This is a genomic window from Bacillus sp. TE8-1, from assembly GCF_008368855.1.
In the GTDB taxonomy this organism is placed as follows: domain Bacteria; phylum Bacillota; class Bacilli; order Bacillales; family Bacillaceae_G; genus Bacillus_A; species Bacillus_A cereus.
The window spans coordinates 98,089-115,975 of sequence record NZ_QPET01000004.1; the positions used below are offsets into that span (position 1 = coordinate 98,089).

Genomic DNA, 17,887 nt, shown 5'->3' on the forward strand with positions numbered 1-17,887 from the left:
GTCAATTTCATCCAGCGCCCTTTTTACTTTTCTCACTTTTAACCTATACTGTTTACTAGCTTATCTTTCAACATAATGAAAAGACTTGAAACACATGATACACTATAGCTACAATTGTTTTTTTTGAGGAGGAATATACATATGTATAAAATTTTAATCGTTGAAGACGATCCAAATATTTCATCATTACTGCAATCTCACATTCAGAAGTACGGTTATGAGGCTGTGGTAGCGGAGAATTTCGATGATATTATGGAATCGTTTAACGCAGTGAAACCCCATCTTGTTTTACTTGATGTAAACTTACCGAAATTCGATGGTTTCTACTGGTGCCGTCAAATTCGTCATGAATCTACTTGTCCAATTATTTTCATTTCAGCGCGTGCTGGTGAGATGGAACAAATTATGGCAATTGAAAGCGGTGCGGATGATTACATTACAAAACCATTCCACTACGACGTTGTAATGGCGAAAATTAAAGGACAATTACGCCGTATTTACGGTGATTATGCACCAAATATTTCTGAACGTATCGTTGAAGTAGAAGGATTAAAACTATTCCCAGAACGTCCAGAAATTCATTTTGGATCTGAACAAGTTCTTTTAACGAAGAAAGAGGCAATTTTAGCAGAAATGTTATTATCTAAATTTCCTCGTACAGCGAGCCGTGAAGATTTATTAGCTGCGCTTTGGGATGATGAAAGTTTCGTTGAGGAAAATACATTAAACGTAAACATTACACGTCTTCGTAAAAAGTTTAATGAGCTTGGCATTGAGAACTCTATTGAAACAGTACGTGGACTTGGATATCGCTTTAACGCAACTTGGAGTGAATAAGCATGAAGCTATTTTTACGTGATCATTTTGCATTTTTTCTACTGTACGTATTAAACTTCGGTATCATTTTCGTTCTTTATGATGCAGTAGACGGATTTCAAAATAATAAATTTTACTTCGTCGTTTTAAGTTTATACTTATTTATTTGTTTCCTCGCTTATCGTTACGTTCGCAATCGTAGAATGTACCATAGATTAAGTGAGCAACCAGAAAAAATGGAAGATGCGTTTATTGAAAGAGCAACTGCTCCGATGCCTCACGGTGTCAATGAACTCGTACGTACGCAGTACCGTCTATTCCAAAAAGAACTACAATCGTATGAAGTAAAACAACAAGAACATCAATTATTCATTAACCATTGGGTACATCAAATGAAGACACCTGTTTCTGTTATGCAGCTTATGGTGCTAGAAATGGAAGACGAGCATTTAATTCCAAAGTTTAAAAAAGAATTAGAGCGTCTAAACCAAGGGCTTGATATGGCTTTATACATGGCTAGGTTAAATAACTTCCATGAAGATTTCCATGTTGAGACGATTTCATTAAAAGATACGGTAACAAAAAATATTAACGGATTAAAAGAACTATTCATTCGTAATGGTGTCTTCCCTGTTTTAGAAGTCCATTCTGATTTAAAAGTTGCTTCTGATGCGAAATGGCTAAAATTTATCATCTATCAGTTAATGACAAATGCTGTTCGTTACTCTGGGGAACGCGGAAAGAAAGTATTCTTATCTGCTTACCGAAACGGAAAAGATATTATTTTAGAAGTTCGCGATGAAGGTGTTGGTATTCCGCAAGAAGATATTCGAAGAGTATTTGAACCATTTTACACTGGGAAAAACGGTCGCGCATTCGGAGAATCTACTGGTATGGGACTTTATATTGTAAATAAAATTTGTGATTATTTAGGTCACTCTGTCAAACTAGATTCTGAAGTTGGTAAAGGAACGACGATTAAAATCATCTTCCACAACGCTGCAAATAATCAAGCAGAACATACGGAGAAGGTGACCGAAGCATGATCGTAACATATGCAAGCAAAATGTATGAGAACTCACTCTCATACATTTTTTGCAATACAATTACTTCTATATCTTCTAGCCGGAGGTATAATCTATGACATTTTGGCAATTTGCATTTAAAAACGTCACGCGCAACTCAAGAGCTTATTTTGCTTACTTTGTAAGTAGCTCCTTTTCCATTGCTGTGTTCTTTTCGTTTGCTGTTTACTTATTCCATCCGAAATTACAAAACTTTGAAATGACCTCTGAAATTTCAGGATTAATGATATTTTCAGAAGTAGTAATTGTATTTTTCTCTTTCTTCTTTTTACTATATTCCATTGGTACTTTTTTAAAAGTTAGAAAAAAACAATTTGGTATTTTGACCATTTTAGGAATATCGAGAAAACAATTACATCGTCTTATTTTTATGGAGAATATGTTAATCGGGATTTTATCTATCTTTTTCGGCATGCAGTTTGGAGTTGTTTTTTCTCAATTTTTCTTATTAGTAACAGCCAAACTTACCCATGTTCCAGGAATATATTTATACGGGCCTACTAACGCGTTTATTTTAACAACCATTGTTTTCCTTAGTCTTTTTATCATTGTATCTGCATTCACACCAATGCTTATTCGTACAAAAAAAGCAGTACACCTTTTAAAAACAAATGGTGGAAAACAAAAAGAAAGAAAACCATCCATACTTGTTTCATTATTTGGTGCGATTTGTTTATTTGGTGGTTATGCGTTAGCTGGAAATCCTAAATATTTCGTATCAGTAAGCCCGCAAATCGGTGTTATATATATGGTTTCAAGTATTTTCGTTATCCCAACGCTTGTTACAATTGGAACATATTTCTTCTTTTCACAAATTAGTTTCTTACTTATTTATATTTTAAAGAAAAGAAGGAAGTTTTATATGAAACGGATTAATATGCTTTGGATTTCGGATTTAGCGAGCCGTATTCGAACGAATATTAATATGCTGTTTATTGTAGCGATGCTATCTACAATTGCTTTCACAATGATTACGTTTCTATATGGATTCGGGAAATTTATTAAGCTAGAGGTGAATAGAACTTCTCCTTTTCCAATTTCTTATTTTTCTTATGATGCGAACCCTTTTGTTACAGAACATTTAAATTGGCTTGAGCAACAATTACAAAAAGAGCATTTCCCTTATCAAAAAATAAAAGCTGATATATATGAAACACCACTAAAAGAAGATAAAGATATAGCTATTTATAATGACGTATACGCAATTAAGCAAAGTGACTATAACAAACTTGCAGATTCTTTACGAATGAAACAACTATTTATGGATGATAACGAAGCATATGTGCTAACAGGGACATCTTATATCACCATATTCAACGAATTTGAGCAAAGCTACAAAAGAGATTACATTACACTCTCTAGTACAAATACGAAATTACGAGTAAAAGGTTATGAGCATGTAAACGCAATCCCATCTGACTTTTCATATCAAACGATAGTGTTGCCTGATATTATCGTAAATAACTTACCTAACACCGTAAAACATATATCAGCATACAATTACAAAATTCAAAACTGGGAACAGACATATGAAATTGCTGATAATTTTATAGAAAAAGTGCAAAAAGATCGAAATAAATCCCAGTATGAAGGACCTCTTATTCGTTCCTTTGAATCAGCAGGATCGTTATACAAAATAACATCAGGCAGTGCTGCATTTTTCCTAATTGGGACATTTTTAGGAGTTATTTTCTTCATTGGAGCTGGTAGCGTTCTTTACTTTAGAATGTATACGGATTTGACGAACGAACAAGAGAAATATATAACGATTTCTAAAATCGGTGTAACAGATACAGAGATGAAACGATCTGCAACCATTCAACTTAGTATTTTATTTTTCATTCCGTACATTATGGCATCCATTCATACAATGTTCGCAACAAAAATGCTACAAGATGTAATTGGTTTATCTCTGTTCAAAGAAGTTTCAGCCGTTCTTATTATTTTTGGATTCGTTGAAATCGTATTTTTCTTATTCATTCGTTCACTTTATATGCAAAAATTATCACATTACACGAGTGGACAAAATATTTAAAACAAACTTGATGAAAAGAGTATCTCTCATACTCTTTTCATCTTCACCCTATTAGGAGGTTTAGGTGAATGACATTTTGGCAGTTTGCATTTAAAAACGTGACGCGGAACGCCAGAGCTTATTTCGCCTATTTTGTAAGCAGTGCGTTCTCCATTGCAATCTTTTTCTCATTTGCAGTTTATTTATTTCATCCGAAATTGCATATGACAGACGTTAATTATTATCTGAACATATTAATGACAATTTCAGAGGTTGTCATTGTGTTCTTTTCATTTTTCTTTTTACTGTATTCAATCGGGACGTTTTTAAAAGTACGAAAAAAACAGTTCGGGATTTTAACAGTACTTGGCATATCTCAAAAACAATTAAAACGACTCATATTTATAGAAAATATGTTAATTGGTGTTCTTTCTATATTTTTTGGCATTCAACTTGGAGTTGTCTTTTCACAGTTCTTTTTGTTAGTTACCGCCAAAATTACACACGTACCTGGTTTATATTTATATGGGCCTACAAGTGCTATCGTTTTAACTATCATCATCTTTCTTGGGCTCTTCATTCTCGTATCATCTTTTACACCGATGCTCATTCGTACGAGAAAAGCCGTACGTCTTTTGAAAGAAGGAACACAACAAAAAGAAAGAAAAGCATCCGTGCTCATCTCTCTATTTGGTGCGACGTGTTTAATATGTGGATATGCGTTAGCCGCAAATCCGTTGTATTTTATGTCGCTAGGTGACATCATTGGGCTTTTATATGCCGTCTCTAGTATATTTGTCATCCCATCCCTTATTGCAGCTGGAACATACTTTTTCTTTTCACAAATTAGTTTTTTACTTATTCGTATTTTAAAAACGCGAAGAACGTTTTATATGAAACGAATTAATATGCTTTGGATTTCTGATCTAGCATCACGTATTCGGACGAATATTAATATGCTCTTTATTGTAGCGATGCTATCGACGCTCGCTTTTACAATGATTACATTCTTATATGGATTCGGGAAGTTTACAAAGTTTGATGCGATTAGACAAAACCCTTTCCCGTTTACGTATTTATCGCATACTGAAAATACGTTAGCTGATGAACATTTAAACTGGTTAGAGCAGAAATTTAATGAAGAGCATTTTACTTATACGAAATTTAAAACGGATATATATGAAGTATCTTCAGCTGAAGATAACACGCAGCTCTATTACGCAATTAAACAAAGTGACTATAATGTACTTGCTAAGGCTTTAAATTGGGAAACGCTCACAGTAAATAAGAATGAATCTTATATTCTTATGAAAGACTTAGATGATCAAGTTATTGGAACGCTTCATAATAAAGAACAGAAAAATACTCTTACACTTACTCAAAACAATTTACAACTACAAGTGAAAGAATATAAAAGTTATAGCCCATTCCCAAATAGCTTAATATACAAATTACTCATACTATCTGATGAAAATGTAGAAGCCTTATCCACCGTTTCCAAACAAATGAGTGTATATAACTTCAAAGTTACGGATTGGGAAAAAGCACATAATATCGGTTCATCGTTTATAACAAAAATCGATAACGATAATGCAGCAATTCAAGCAGAGCACCCGCCTTTCCATGCAAGTGAAGCGAGCGATTCTCTATACAAAACAAAACTAAATGTCGCTTCATTCTTCTTAATTGGTACTTTCTTAGGTGTTATTTTCTTTATCGGTGCTGGTAGTGTTCTTTACTTCCGAATGTATACAGATTTAACAAATGAGCAAGAAAAATATATAACGATTACGAAAATTGGCTTAACTGAGACTGAAATGAAACGTTCAGCGACAATTCAGCTTGCGATTCTTTTCTTCGTGCCTTACATTATGGCATCAATCCATACGATGTTTGCGACAAAGATGTTACAAGAAATATTACATCTCTCGTTCTTCGCTGAAATTACAGTCGTACTTATGATTTTTGGAACAGTTGAAATTTTATTTTTCCTTTTAATTCGTTCCTTTTATATGCAAAAATTATCACAACACATTAAGTTTTAAAAAGTAGAAAGGTGATTACTATGGAAGAAGTATTACACATAAAAAACGTCTCAAAAGTATATGAGGGAAAAGTCCCTCATACTGCTTTAAAAAATATAAATTTACACGTGGATAAAGGTGAATTCGTTGCCATTATGGGACCATCTGGTAGCGGGAAATCTACATTTTTAAACGTTATCTCTACAATCGATTCTCCGACTTCTGGTGATGTCGTGATTAACGGAAAAAAACCGCACACATTTCGTAGAGAGAAGTTAGCTATTTTCCGCCGCCAAGAGTTAGGATTTGTTTTCCAAAACTTTAACCTACTAGATACACTAACAATCGGTGAAAATATCGTACTACCTTTAACATTAGATAATGTTCCATTAAAAGAAATGGATGAAAAGCTTGATAACATTTCAAAAAAGCTTGGAATTGATCATATTTTGGACAAGCGTATTTTTGAAGTTTCCGGGGGACAAGCACAGCGTACCGCAGTAGCACGTGCTGTCATTCATCATCCTTCACTTCTACTTGCCGATGAACCGACAGGAAACTTAGATTCAAAAGCGGCAATTGACGTAATGGAGCTATTTACGAAATTAAATAAAGAAGAAGATGCAACGATTTTAATGGTTACCCATGATCCGTTTGCAGCAAGTTATTGTAACCGTGTTATTTTCATTAAAGATGGAGAGCTTTACAATGAACTACACCGCGGATTGTACCGTGAGAAATTTTATCAAGAAATATTAGATGTTTTAGCATTATTAGGAGGAAGACGTGGATGACATTTTGGCAATTCGCATTTAAAAATGTCTCACGTAATTCGAAAGCATATTTCGCTTATTTCGTAAGTAGTGCGTTTTCGATAATGGTTTTCTTTTCATTTACTGTATACGCGTATCATCCGCGCTTACAAATTATGAATAAATTACAAGAACAAGATCCGCTCATGAACTTAACCGGCATGGCACAGTTTGTTATCGTTTTGTTCTCGTTCTTCTTTCTCTTATATTCTATTGGGACGTTTTTAAATGTACGGAAACAGCAATTTGGCGTTTTAACTGTTCTCGGTATATCTCAAAAACAATTAAAACGTCTTTTGTTTACTGAAAATATGATCATTGGAATGCTTGCTATTTTTGCTGGTATTCAAGGCGGTCTTGTTTTTTCTAACTTTTTCTTACTCGTTACTTCTAAATTAACAAACGCAAAAGGCCTCTATTTATATTGGCCTACAGAAGCAATTATCGTTACAACAATAACTTTTATTATTTTATTTCTTATCGTATCTACGTTTACACCGATGTTCATTCGTACTCGTAAAACAACTCGATTAATTAAAAATAATAAAAAGGAAAAAAACGAAAAAAGACCGTCTATACTCATTTCACTATTTGCCTTAATTTGTTTAGGACTATGCTATTATATTGCTGGTTATCCGCAAAGTTATATAACAGAAAAAAATTTACAAAACGGCTCTGCCCTCCTTATTATTTTATCTATTTTGCCGCTCGTAGTGGTGGGAACATATTTATTCTTTTCACAAACGTTTCTTCTCTTTATCTTTATTTTGAAAAAGCGGAGAAAGTTTTATATGAAGCAAATAAATATGTTATGGATTTCAGATTTAGCTAACCGTACTCGTAGTAATATTAATGTACTCTTTATCGTTTCTATGCTATCTGCACTTGCATTTACGATTATTATCGGATTATTTGCTACTAATAATAATACGAAAGCAATGATATTAGAACGCCGTCCTTTCCCCTTCACATATACGTCTACAGGGGAAAATGCACTTGAACAAAAACATATTGCTAAAATTGAAACGGAGCTTACAAATGCTAATTTTCAATACAACAAACATAAGTCTACATTGTTAAAAGATACCGCTTTAAAAGAAGACATTGCTCTTATGAAAATGAGTGATTATAACACGCTTGCGAAACAATTAAGGAGACCCGAAATACATCTTGATTCTACACAAGTTTATATTATTTCTCGTTACTCACCAGAGCTCTTAAATCTTGTATCAAATCCATTCGCAAAACAAAATACAATTACAATTGGATCTAATAAAAAAGAATTTCATATTAAAGGATTTATTAATAAATCAATTGAACCAGCCTTCGCATTCCCTTATTTAATGGTTGTACAAGATGATGTATTCAATAATATGATTCCTCATATTGAAACAACCATAGTGTATAATTACTTCGTTGAAAACTGGGAAAATGCGATTGCTCCTACGAAAAATATATTAAAACATATTAGAAATGATACAGATAACTTCTATGAGGCACACAAAAATGCGGAAACTGATTTTCAACCCCCATTTAATATTTATACAGCGGCCGATGACCTAAAATACAGCAAAGGAAATTCAATTGCTACTTTCTTTATTTGGGCATTTCTCGGCTTTATTTTCTTTATCGGAGCAGCTAGTGTTTTATATTTCCGTATGTATAATGACTTAACAACTGAGAGACAAAAGTATATTACGATTACAAAGCTTGGTTTAACAGAAACAGAAATGTTTCGTTCTGCAACGATTCAATTAGGAATTTTATTTTTCGTCCCTTACATCGTTGCTGGTATTCACACGTTATTTGCAGTTAAGTTTTTACAAAGCATGTTCTCTTTCTCATTACTAAAAGAGACATGTATCGTACTCACCTTTTTCGGGATTATCGAGATCATTTTCTTCTTCTTAATCCGTTCTCTGTACATTAATAAATTATCACAGCATATAAAAATATGAATAAAATGGCCTTGTGCGTATTGCACAAGGCCATTTTCAATAGTTTTTAATAATTAGCAGCAATATCCGCCGTAGCCGCCAGCATAACCGCCATAACCACCATAGCCACAACCGCCGCCTCCGCCGAAGCAGCTAGCACCGATGATAATTAATAAAATAAACAATACGATTAGAAGCGCAAAACCGCCTCCGCAACCATGTCTGCGGTTACAATCATCATGTCTGTGTTCACACTTTTCGCTCATTACCCTATTCCTCCTTTAGTATCATTCATAACAAGTTCACCTTGCTCTAAATGAGGGGATTCCATTTATATTATGTTTTCAGGGCGAATAGGAAGCTTGGCTTACCTAAAAACGGGCTTGTTTCAGAAAATGAGCCTTATCAAGATGTAGGTATAAAACATTTGACATACTAATAATTTCTTACTAATATTTAATTGAACGATCAATTAATTTTTTGATTATACATTCAAATTATATAAATCAGGAGTTGAATAGCGTGACTGATTCTTTTATTGCAGAGGCTAGGCGTGAACAAATTATTCTTGCATGTATTGATACATTAGAAGAGGTTGGATATAACAACTTAAGCTTAACGAAGGTGGCAAAAAAGGCTAAGATTAGTACCGGACTTATTTCTTATCATTTTAATGATAAGCTTTACCTTATGAATCGCACATTACAATTTTTAGTTGCCAAGCAACATGAATTTATTAGTAATCGAGTGCTATTAGCTCAATCTGAAATAAATAAACTAGAGGCTTTTATTGAAGCACATTTGGCTTATCAAGAAACTCATTACAAAAATAATATTGCCTTAATTGAGATTGTCTTTAATGCAAGAAATGAAGAGAACGTTCCTTATTACAGAATCGAAGACGACGAAGAGGAGGATGCTCTTAGAACGATGTTATTAGATATTTTGAAGACTGGTCAACAAAATGGCGTGTTTTCCGATTCTTTCCAAACCGACACATTAGCTTCATTTATTTTAGGAGCAATCGAAGAAAGAATGCTGAAGGCAAATTCATCTATATCCATAGAAAATTACTCAGATGAGCTCATAAAAATGGTGAAGAAACTCACTGTTTAAAACATGCCTGGTTAAAAAAATATATAAGAAAGGATGAACTACACATGAAAAAGGCATCTGTCATTGGATTAGGTTTTTTAGAAAAATTACTTGCTATAGCAAGTCCCATCCTTTTAGGCGTTATTGGATATTTTTCCCCTAAATTAATAGAGATTATAAAAAAGATTCCTCTCTTTTCTGATTCAAAAATTATAGAACTTTTACATTCTATTAACCCCTTCTGGCTTCCTATTATCCTCATGCTAATTGGTGTTATTGCAGGAATTTTATTTTCTTTAATTATTTATAGTGAAGCTTTAAAAATGAACATTACTTCGGAAAGCATTCACGTGAATAAGGACGATCAAAAGAAACAAATCACCAGATCAAATGTAAAAGCCGTTTTTGTAGATAAGCGTCAAGTGGTTATCATTGATCAAGAAGACCGAGAATGGTTACGTGAAACATCTGACATTACCCCAAGCAAAATTAAAGATACTTTCTTAATGCACGGCTTCCCCTGGGTGGAACAAGATCCTTATAAACATGAGTATAGCTTATGGAAATTAGAGGATGAGCGATTTAATAAAAGCATAAATACTATTTTGTATGAAAGACGAAATGCCCTTCGAGAAGGAAACTCGAAAAAAAAGAAGCATTTACGCAAAGATTTGAATGAGCTAGGAGTCTTTGTCAAAGACGATGGAGAAGATCAGTATGTCCGTTCCATTAAGTAATAGAAAGCACAAAAAACGAATAAAACCTACAGAGAAATTACATTTCCTCTGTAGGTTTTATTCGTTTAAATCTGATCTCCTCTCCTAAAGAAACATATTCAACAAAAGAGCAAAACCAAATGCAATAAATGATAACAATGTCTCGAGTACCGTCCACGTTTTAAACGTTTCCTTCACCGTCAAACCTAAATACTCTTTTACAAGCCAGAACCCTGCATCATTTACGTGAGAAAACATCAATGATCCTGCACCGGTTGCAATAACAAGCAACTCTAAATTCACACCAGACATGTGCTGAATAACTGGTGAAACAATCCCTGCTGCTGTCGTTAATGCTACTATCGCTGAACCTGTTGCAATTCGAATTAATCCAGCTACCATGAAAGCTAATACAATTGGTGATAACGATATATGTTCTGCCATTTGCGCAATGGCCGTTCCAACGCCACTTTCAATTAATATTTGTTTAAATCCACCGCCTGCACCGATAATTAAAATAATGGAACCGACCGGTAATAAACTTTCGTCTGTTAATTTTTTAATCATCTTTTTATTAATTCCTTGTTTGATACCAAGTAAATAAAATGCTGCGAAACATGAAATAAGTAAGGCGATTACTGGACTTCCTATAAACACGAAAAATTCAGTCATTTTTTTCGGTAATGAAATATATGGTGCAACTACTGATAAAATCATCAATACAACTGGTAGTAAAATAATAAAGAATGAAACTTTACTACTCGGCAAATCAGTTGAGACAGTCGTAACTCGAATAAGCTCTGGTTCATTTTCAGGTATAACCCTTTTATGTACCCACTTTGCAAATATCGGTCCTGCGATAATGGCTGTTGGTAACGCGATAATTAATGAATATAAAAGTACCTTTCCTAAGTTCGCGTTATAAATACCGATTGCTGTCATCGCCCCTGGATGCGGAGGCACGAGCCCGTGAACAATAGATAATCCTGCAATGACAGGTAACGCAATTAATAATATATTTTGCTTCGTCGTTTTTCGAATGGAAATAACAAGTGGTAATAAAATGACGATCCCCACTTCAAAAAACACTGGAATCCCTATAACAAATCCTGCAAATAACATAGCCCAAGGTAGTTTCCTTACACCGAAAAATCGAATAAAGAAATCTGCCACTTGCATGCCGGCCCCTGAATCGGACATCATTTTCCCTAAAATTGTTCCGAGAGCTAAAATACCAACTAAATGCCCTAGTACACTACCAACACCAGTTTCATAGGCAGTCACTATTTTCGTTAAGTTCAGTCCAGACATGATAGCTAAAAACAAACTCGCAACTGTTAAACTAATAAATGCATGCCATTTCCACCATGATACCCCTAAAATAACAATCGCAATTGCAAGTAACGTGACGATTAATAAGTATATATCCATCTCCCATTCTCCTTACTTTATAAAAAAAGAGGGAAAATCCCCTCTTTTTTATACGTCATAATTCACTACATAATGCTGCATTTCTGTATTGTAGTAGCCTTCGCTATATTCAATTATTTCGCCAACTTCATCGTAAGAATAACGCATGCGTTTTAATAGCGCTGTCCCCTCTTTTTCACCTAGCGCTTCTGCAACGAAAATAGGCGCGAGTCCAACAGCGAATTCATCTCTGAAGTTTTCTAAATGAATACCTCGGTCTTCAACTAAATCATAAAGCGATTGCAAGTCAAAATCCGATAAATCTGAACTTGCCATTCCTGCTGAGAAATAGTGCGTATAATGAATGTACGGTGCATCATTTAACGTATATAAACGTTCAATACGAAAACTCTCCTTACCGAATAATCGAAATGGCACTGTTCCTTCTTCATTCTGCACAATTTCTGCTTTTAGCAATTTCTTCTGTACTTTATATCCTTCTTCCACTAACACTTCAGTAAATTTCTTACCCTTTGACAGTTTTGTCGCAGAAGTATTGCGGATGACTTTCGTTCCTTTACCGCTTTTCTTTTCCAAATATCCTTCTTGAGCGAGTTCTTTAATCGCATTTCGCACTGTAATTTTACTCACTTTGAACTCTTCTTCTAACTGCGGTTCGGAAGGAATATTCGTATGAATCGCATATACACCATGCAATATTCGATCACGAATAATATTTTTTATTTGCAAATATAATGGTCCTTTTTTTCTCGTTACGTTCACCGTTACACCCACTACCTTTCTACATCACCTACTGATGCCGTCATTGCCCGAAGTATATCCTTCTCTGATGACATTGGCGTATCACCGACGATTGTATGTGCTAGCATTCCAGCTGCTGACGCAAATGAAACAGCTTTCTCTGGTGCGAACTCCTTTATCTCGCCATGAATAATTCCGCTCGTATAAGCATCTCCAGCACCTATTCTATCATATACAGAAAACGTAAGTGTTTTTGCAAAAGTGAACGTTCCATCTTTACATATAAACCCGCGAAGCGAATGTGTATTATCACTGTTAATAGAGCGATGAGTACCAGCGATTGTAGCGATATGATACGTTTCAGCTACCTTTGGAATAAGATCAACAAGTTGCGCCTCTCGCTCCGTTTCTTCGGTTTTTATTCCTAAAACAAACATTGCATCTTTTTCGTTCATCATAACGATATCAGCAAGTCCCAGCATTTCTTCATAATGCGGTTTTGCCTGTTCATATCCGTCTTCTCCCCAAAGTGATGGACGATAATTACAATCAAAAACGACGGTTCCTCCGTTTTCTTTAACTGCTCTCGCTAAAGACTTCATATGATGGCGCACCGTATCATTCATCGCAAGTGTAATACCGCAAAAATGAACGATATCAATTTCCTTAGCAATTTCTTCAAATTGGTACATCTCTTCAGACGCCGTATTGAAGCTACTTTCTAGTCGATTCGAATACGTAACGCGGCTTGCACGTGCACCGAATCCATTTTCTAAAAAATACATACCTACATATTTACCGCCTCTTGAAACAAGAGAAGTTTGAATCCCTAACTTTTGAATGTAAGATACAGCTGCATCTCCAACCGAATTTTCCGGTAAAGTTGAAATAAGAAGCCCTTCATGCCCTAAGTGAGAAAGTGCCGCTGCAACGTTCACACCTGTACCTGAAAATGAGTAATTTAACGTGTTAGCTTGCGACAACAATTCATATCCAGGTACTTGCAGGCGCATCATTACTTCGCCGAACGCTGCAATTTTCTTACGCATATTGATCAACTAGCTTCTTCACGACTGCTAATAATTCACGCACATCTTCTACTTTCGTGTTACCAGTTTCTTTATCAATAATAGAAGAGTACACGTGCGGGATAACTTGCTCTACATTTGCTTCAAGCGCAATACGTACAATTGTTTCGAAGTTTTCTTTATCAATTCCGCCTGTTGGCTCTAATGCGAATCCTTCTTCCGCACAAGCTTTCGCAACTGCGCGATATTCTTCTTCGTGAGCTAGCCCTTTCATTGGGAAGTACTTCAATGAATTTCCGCCCATATCACGTACAAGTGCGATCGCTGTTTTAATTGGAACGATTGCTTTTTCTTCTCCAGCCGCACTAATTGGGCCAGTAGAAATATTTACGTAACCTACTTTTCCTGTTGGCGATACTAAACTATTAATCCAGCTATCTTTTTCGCCAAGATTTGCACGTGTCGCTCCAACTGAAGGGAACACTTGGTTAATATGACTGCCAGGATAATGCTTCGCAATTTCAGCGACAACTGCCGCTTGGCGATTATCTCCTGCACCTAGTCCGATTGATATAGCGTCATCAATTTCTTTTCCGTATGCTTTCATCGCTGTAACAGCTTCTTCTACAGTTGCATAATCTTTTGATAAAACACCTACTACTACATATCCTTCTGCTGCTTCAAAAATATCTTTCGCATTTTGGATATTGTTTGCCAATACATTTAATGCTACGCGGTCTTTATAAAAACGTTTTTGAATGTTTGTCATTTTAGTTTCCCCCTACAATTTCTCTCAATTTTTCTTCAATCACATATATGTCATCACCTTGAAGTGGACGTGGATCAATATCAAAGAATCCTTGTCTTACTCCGTAATCACGTGTATAAATGGCAATTTCCCCTTCGCGTAATGCAGTCACAACATCTTTTGCTGATTTATTTAATTCTTTCTCGTTAATATGAATACGAGCTCGAAAGATTGCTCTCCCAGCTTCATCTTGAACGATCGTTACATTTACACCATTTAATTCTTTTAGCGGCATAAGTATTTGTAGCAATTCTTTTTCTTGCTCGCTCTTATCTTCTTTTACTCCGTACTCATCAAGTGCTTGAAGTAAACCAAAAGTTGTTTCTTTCCCAACTTTCATGCTTCTTCCAATGCAATGTAATTGCACTTTCAGCCATTCAATATACTTTCTTTTACCGCCCACAATACCAGAAGTAGGTCCTTCAATTGCCTTTGAACCGCTATAAATAGCAAGATCTGAATACTTCACATATTTTTGAATGTCTTCTTCAGCTGCTGCATCCACGATAAGCGGTACTTTATTTCGCTGCGCAACTTCCCATGCTTCTTCAACAGAAATCATATTTTTTTGCACTGCATGATGTGATTTCACATACAGAATCGCTGCTGTATTTTCACCAATTGCATCTTCAATATGCTCTGCTTTCCCTTCATTTGCATAGCCAACTTCTACAAGTTTACCGCCGCCTAAGTAAATCATCGTTTCAACAGGAGCACCGTATTGAACGTTATGACCTTTTAACATAATCACTTCGTTTTTCGCGATTACTTCTTGATGAAGTCTTTCACTTTTACGGTGATTTCCTTCTGTAACGATACCAGCGATAGAAAGCGCAATTCCACTCGATGCTGAGTTCACAACGACCGCTGCCTCTGAATCTAGAATTCTCGCAATATGGTCTCCCGCTTTATCTACTAAATCAGCAATTTCCACATAATTTTGTCCCCCATGTTTCATCGCATCCATTACTGTATCTGTAGGAGCAGATACACCTAAAATACTCATTCTACCGCTCGCATTAATTACTCTTTTTAATCCGTACTTAGCATTCAATGAATGACCCATTAATTACAACCCCTTTCGTATCAATCCTTCTTTCAGCAATGCGCTGATCCCCTTCTGAATCAATTAACGTAACCTTCTCATCTTTCACCGTAAATAAAGTTAAGTTTGCAATATCGCCTTCTTGAATACGGCCAAGCTCTGGTTTTTCAAGCCACTCTGCTGCATTTTTCGTAACCGCATCAATTACTTCTTCTAGCGGATAACCTAAGTAAAGGAATTTCGAAAGAACGTGAGCCATACTATACACTGGACCATGCACGCGATTCTTCCGGTAAATATCTGTACTAATTGTATTAAAAGCAATACCGTGATGCTTCGCCGCCTCTGCTACTTTAAAAGAAAAACTAGCATTACCGTGACCAACATCTAAATGAACACCACGATTCACTGCATCTAGTAATACAGGTAGCGGTTTGCCTTCTTCATCAAATAAATTATTTTCTTTCCCGTTTAAGTAATGTGTAATGACATCATCTTTTTCTAAAAGAGGTACAACTTCCTCAATGCGAGGAGGCGCTGAACCGATATGTACCATAATTGGTAATGATGTTTCACGGGATAAAGAGCGTGCAACATGAAGCGGTTCAATTCCGCTATCACAAACGACACTTTTACTCATTCTCGCCTTTAACCCAACGATTACATCTTTATACTTTTCTACTGCTTCTATTACTTTCTCTTTATCGATCCATTCCATATTGGATAGTTCATCAATTCGTTTCAAACCGATGCGAGAAATATTTAAAAAGGCAAATAAATTCGTTTTTGCCTGCTCTCTACTTTTTACTAAATCTGCAATACGATCAGCTCCGCAGCTACCCGCATCAACAATTGTCGTTACCCCTTGCTTAACGCCAATTTCATCCACCTCATCGCCATACGGATCAAACTCTGGAAAAGCATGAACGTGTAAATCAATCCAACCACTCGATACGTAAGTACCAGAGTAATCAAGAACCTTTCCACCCTCGCCAGCACCAGCTTTCGTCACCTGTGCGATTTTATTATTTTCAATTACAATGTCAATCTCTTCCCCGTTCACACGTTTCACATTACGTAGTACGAATCGTTCTGTCATTGTATTTCCACCCTTTTCTATAAGAAGCCATAAGAATACGCTTACATTAAAGTTTCATTTTATATCTCTTTCACACGTTTAGCGTAACACAAAAAAAGGGAGAAGTAAATATAACGTTATAATGTTTAAAAACAAATAAAAAGATGCTCCTCCAAAATGCTAATAGTATAGGAAATTATATCAACGATTTTTTGAATATATCTATCATAACTTACAATATATCAACGATTTTTCAATTATATCTACCGTAACTCACAATATATCAACGATTCGACAAAGAATATCGATTTACCGACAAAAAACATCAATCCCTTTCTTATATATACGAAGAGGTTGCTCCAAACGGAACAACCTCTTTCTCTATTCCTGAACCGTCACAATAACCCCATCCATATTGTTCCCGGAAATTTCATACTGCTTGTTTGCTGGAACGTTCACTTTCATATTCTCAGAAACTTTATAATAAGAAACAGTATATTTCTTACCTTCTACTTCAGTTGAAATCTCTTTTTCCTCTTTTAAAAACTCTAAATATTCCTCTAGTGTGAAATTCTTTTTTTGCATAATTGCGCTATGAGGTAAGCCTACATAACGTATATGCCATGGCTCATATTGAATGCCTGTAATGTTACTTTTATTTTTCGGATAACGTAATACAAAGCCATGCTTCCATACGTTCTCTTCAATCCATTTTCCTTCAGGCGCTTTCTCCATTTTCTTTTGAGTAGACCCAATGTCCAGTGATAATCCTAAGTTATGTTCACTGTATCCTGCTGGAAGTGCATAATCAGATCCCATTTTTTCATATAGCTGTTTTTGCTCTTGGAAATCTCTATAGCCACTACTAATCAAAAAATGGTTAACACTTTCTTTTCCAGCCGCATCGACAACGTTCAAAAACTTTTTCACAACATCCTTTGATAAACGAAGATTTCTATCAAATATTACATAGCCTCTCACTAATTCACTATTATGATTTACATTTATAATATCAGACCTAATACTATCTTTTTTTACTGGGTAATCCCTGTTAACTAATAATAAATCGCCCTTATAAATTTGTTCCTTCGTAATCTCTTTCCCATCGGTGTTTGCCGCCTTTACTAGCTCATCTTTCCCGACAATTTTAACGTCGATTTCCTTTTGAAATAACGGTGATATATAAACGCCTACACATACTGTGCATACTATAAAAAAAGAAATAAATACCCACTTTTTCATTTCTAGTTCCTCCTT

The 17,887-nt window shown here is 35.3% G+C and carries 16 protein-coding genes; 8 read left to right on the forward strand and 8 right to left on the reverse strand.

Translation table 11 applies throughout. The features are described 5' to 3' along the window. Positions 1-141 precede the first annotated feature (141 nt). The 6 genes from DN404_RS04845 to DN404_RS04870 all read left to right on the forward strand — a co-directional run bounded on the left by DN404_RS04845 (position 142) and on the right by DN404_RS04870 (position 8,709). A complete protein-coding gene (locus DN404_RS04845; RefSeq protein WP_000276738.1) occupies positions 142-837 on the forward strand; it encodes a response regulator transcription factor in 696 nt (231 codons plus the stop codon). Between the two features lie 2 nt (positions 838-839). Continuing rightward, entirely contained in the window at positions 840-1,862 is a 1,023-nt protein-coding gene (locus DN404_RS04850) for a sensor histidine kinase (RefSeq protein ID WP_149214780.1), read from the forward strand. A 94-nt stretch (positions 1,863-1,956) separates the two neighbouring features. After that, a complete protein-coding gene (locus DN404_RS04855) occupies positions 1,957-3,936 on the forward strand; it encodes an ABC transporter permease (protein WP_149214781.1) in 1,980 nt (659 codons plus the stop codon). A 68-nt stretch (positions 3,937-4,004) separates the two neighbouring features. After that, positions 4,005-5,960 carry an ABC transporter permease gene (locus DN404_RS04860; protein ID WP_044307054.1) on the forward strand — a complete coding sequence of 652 codons (1,956 nt, stop codon included), beginning with the start codon at positions 4,005-4,007 and terminating at the stop codon, positions 5,958-5,960. 20 nt (positions 5,961-5,980) lie between these two features. Continuing rightward, entirely contained in the window at positions 5,981-6,733 is a 753-nt protein-coding gene (locus DN404_RS04865; RefSeq protein ID WP_000393250.1) for an ABC transporter ATP-binding protein, read from the forward strand. After that, on the forward strand, positions 6,730-8,709 hold the full coding sequence (locus DN404_RS04870) for an FtsX-like permease family protein (protein WP_000144923.1): 1,980 nt from the start codon (positions 6,730-6,732) through the stop codon (positions 8,707-8,709). Before DN404_RS04865 ends, DN404_RS04870 begins: the two co-directional genes overlap by 4 nt. 53 nt (positions 8,710-8,762) lie before the next feature. On the opposite strand, the gene DN404_RS04875 is transcribed toward DN404_RS04870, so the two are convergent. Continuing rightward, positions 8,763-8,954, reverse strand: coding sequence for a YjcZ family sporulation protein (locus DN404_RS04875; RefSeq protein WP_001290392.1), 192 nt, complete (start codon positions 8,952-8,954; stop codon positions 8,763-8,765). Positions 8,955-9,210: 256 nt separating this feature from the next. On the opposite strand from DN404_RS04875, the gene DN404_RS04880 reads away from it, so the two are divergent. Further along, positions 9,211-9,804, forward strand: a complete 594-nt coding sequence (locus DN404_RS04880; protein ID WP_000132248.1) for a TetR/AcrR family transcriptional regulator — start codon at positions 9,211-9,213, stop codon at positions 9,802-9,804. A 44-nt stretch (positions 9,805-9,848) separates the two neighbouring features. Next, positions 9,849-10,520: a YqeB family protein gene (locus tag DN404_RS04885; protein ID WP_000710347.1), complete on the forward strand. Its 672-nt coding sequence runs from the start codon at positions 9,849-9,851 to the stop codon at positions 10,518-10,520. Positions 10,521-10,604: 84 nt separating this feature from the next. On the opposite strand, the gene gntP is transcribed toward DN404_RS04885, so the two are convergent. The 7 genes from gntP to DN404_RS04920 form a co-directional block, all read right to left on the reverse strand. Beyond that, positions 10,605-11,930, reverse strand: coding sequence for a gluconate permease GntP (gene gntP, locus DN404_RS04890; RefSeq protein WP_149214782.1), 1,326 nt, complete (start codon positions 11,928-11,930; stop codon positions 10,605-10,607). 48 nt (positions 11,931-11,978) lie between these two features. After that, positions 11,979-12,704, reverse strand: a complete 726-nt coding sequence (locus tag DN404_RS04895; RefSeq protein ID WP_000539276.1) for a GntR family transcriptional regulator — start codon at positions 12,702-12,704, stop codon at positions 11,979-11,981. Beyond that, positions 12,704-13,720 (reverse strand): sugar kinase, encoded by a 1,017-nt coding sequence (locus DN404_RS04900; protein ID WP_006915669.1) that lies wholly within the window; start codon positions 13,718-13,720, stop codon positions 12,704-12,706. The genes DN404_RS04895 and DN404_RS04900 overlap by 1 nt, the downstream gene beginning before the upstream one ends. Then, on the reverse strand, positions 13,713-14,468 hold the full coding sequence (dagF, locus tag DN404_RS04905; protein ID WP_149214783.1) for a 2-dehydro-3-deoxy-phosphogluconate aldolase: 756 nt from the start codon (positions 14,466-14,468) through the stop codon (positions 13,713-13,715). Before dagF ends, DN404_RS04900 begins: the two co-directional genes overlap by 8 nt. Position 14,469: 1 nt before the next feature. After that, positions 14,470-15,573, reverse strand: a complete 1,104-nt coding sequence (locus tag DN404_RS04910) for a DgaE family pyridoxal phosphate-dependent ammonia lyase (protein ID WP_016123506.1) — start codon at positions 15,571-15,573, stop codon at positions 14,470-14,472. Next, positions 15,551-16,651 (reverse strand): amidohydrolase/deacetylase family metallohydrolase, encoded by a 1,101-nt coding sequence (locus DN404_RS04915; RefSeq protein ID WP_149214784.1) that lies wholly within the window; start codon positions 16,649-16,651, stop codon positions 15,551-15,553. The genes DN404_RS04910 and DN404_RS04915 overlap by 23 nt, the downstream gene beginning before the upstream one ends. A gap of 360 nt (positions 16,652-17,011) precedes the next feature. Beyond that, positions 17,012-17,872, reverse strand: coding sequence for a D-Ala-D-Ala carboxypeptidase VanY (locus DN404_RS04920; protein ID WP_000759406.1), 861 nt, complete (start codon positions 17,870-17,872; stop codon positions 17,012-17,014). Positions 17,873-17,887: the final 15 nt, after the last annotated feature.

Bases quoted from the DNA above. Each gene is read 5' to 3' on its own strand.
- DN404_RS04845 (WP_000276738.1), top strand. From the start codon at position 142: ATGTATAAAATTTTAATCGTTGAAGACGATCCAAATATTTCATCATTA.
- DN404_RS04850 (WP_149214780.1), top strand. From the start codon at position 840: ATGAAGCTATTTTTACGTGATCATTTTGCATTTTTTCTACTGTACGTA.
- DN404_RS04855 (WP_149214781.1), top strand. From the start codon at position 1,957: ATGACATTTTGGCAATTTGCATTTAAAAACGTCACGCGCAACTCAAGA.
- DN404_RS04860 (WP_044307054.1), top strand. From the start codon at position 4,005: ATGACATTTTGGCAGTTTGCATTTAAAAACGTGACGCGGAACGCCAGA.
- DN404_RS04865 (WP_000393250.1), top strand. From the start codon at position 5,981: ATGGAAGAAGTATTACACATAAAAAACGTCTCAAAAGTATATGAGGGA.
- DN404_RS04870 (WP_000144923.1), top strand. From the start codon at position 6,730: ATGACATTTTGGCAATTCGCATTTAAAAATGTCTCACGTAATTCGAAA.
- DN404_RS04875 (WP_001290392.1), bottom strand. From the start codon at position 8,954: ATGAGCGAAAAGTGTGAACACAGACATGATGATTGTAACCGCAGACAT.
- DN404_RS04885 (WP_000710347.1), top strand. From the start codon at position 9,849: ATGAAAAAGGCATCTGTCATTGGATTAGGTTTTTTAGAAAAATTACTT.
- gntP (WP_149214782.1), bottom strand. From the start codon at position 11,930: ATGGATATATACTTATTAATCGTCACGTTACTTGCAATTGCGATTGTT.
- DN404_RS04900 (WP_006915669.1), bottom strand. From the start codon at position 13,720: ATGCGTAAGAAAATTGCAGCGTTCGGCGAAGTAATGATGCGCCTGCAA.
- dagF (WP_149214783.1), bottom strand. From the start codon at position 14,468: ATGACAAACATTCAAAAACGTTTTTATAAAGACCGCGTAGCATTAAAT.
- DN404_RS04910 (WP_016123506.1), bottom strand. From the start codon at position 15,573: ATGGGTCATTCATTGAATGCTAAGTACGGATTAAAAAGAGTAATTAAT.
- DN404_RS04915 (WP_149214784.1), bottom strand. From the start codon at position 16,651: ATGACAGAACGATTCGTACTACGTAATGTGAAACGTGTGAACGGGGAA.
- DN404_RS04920 (WP_000759406.1), bottom strand. From the start codon at position 17,872: ATGAAAAAGTGGGTATTTATTTCTTTTTTTATAGTATGCACAGTATGT.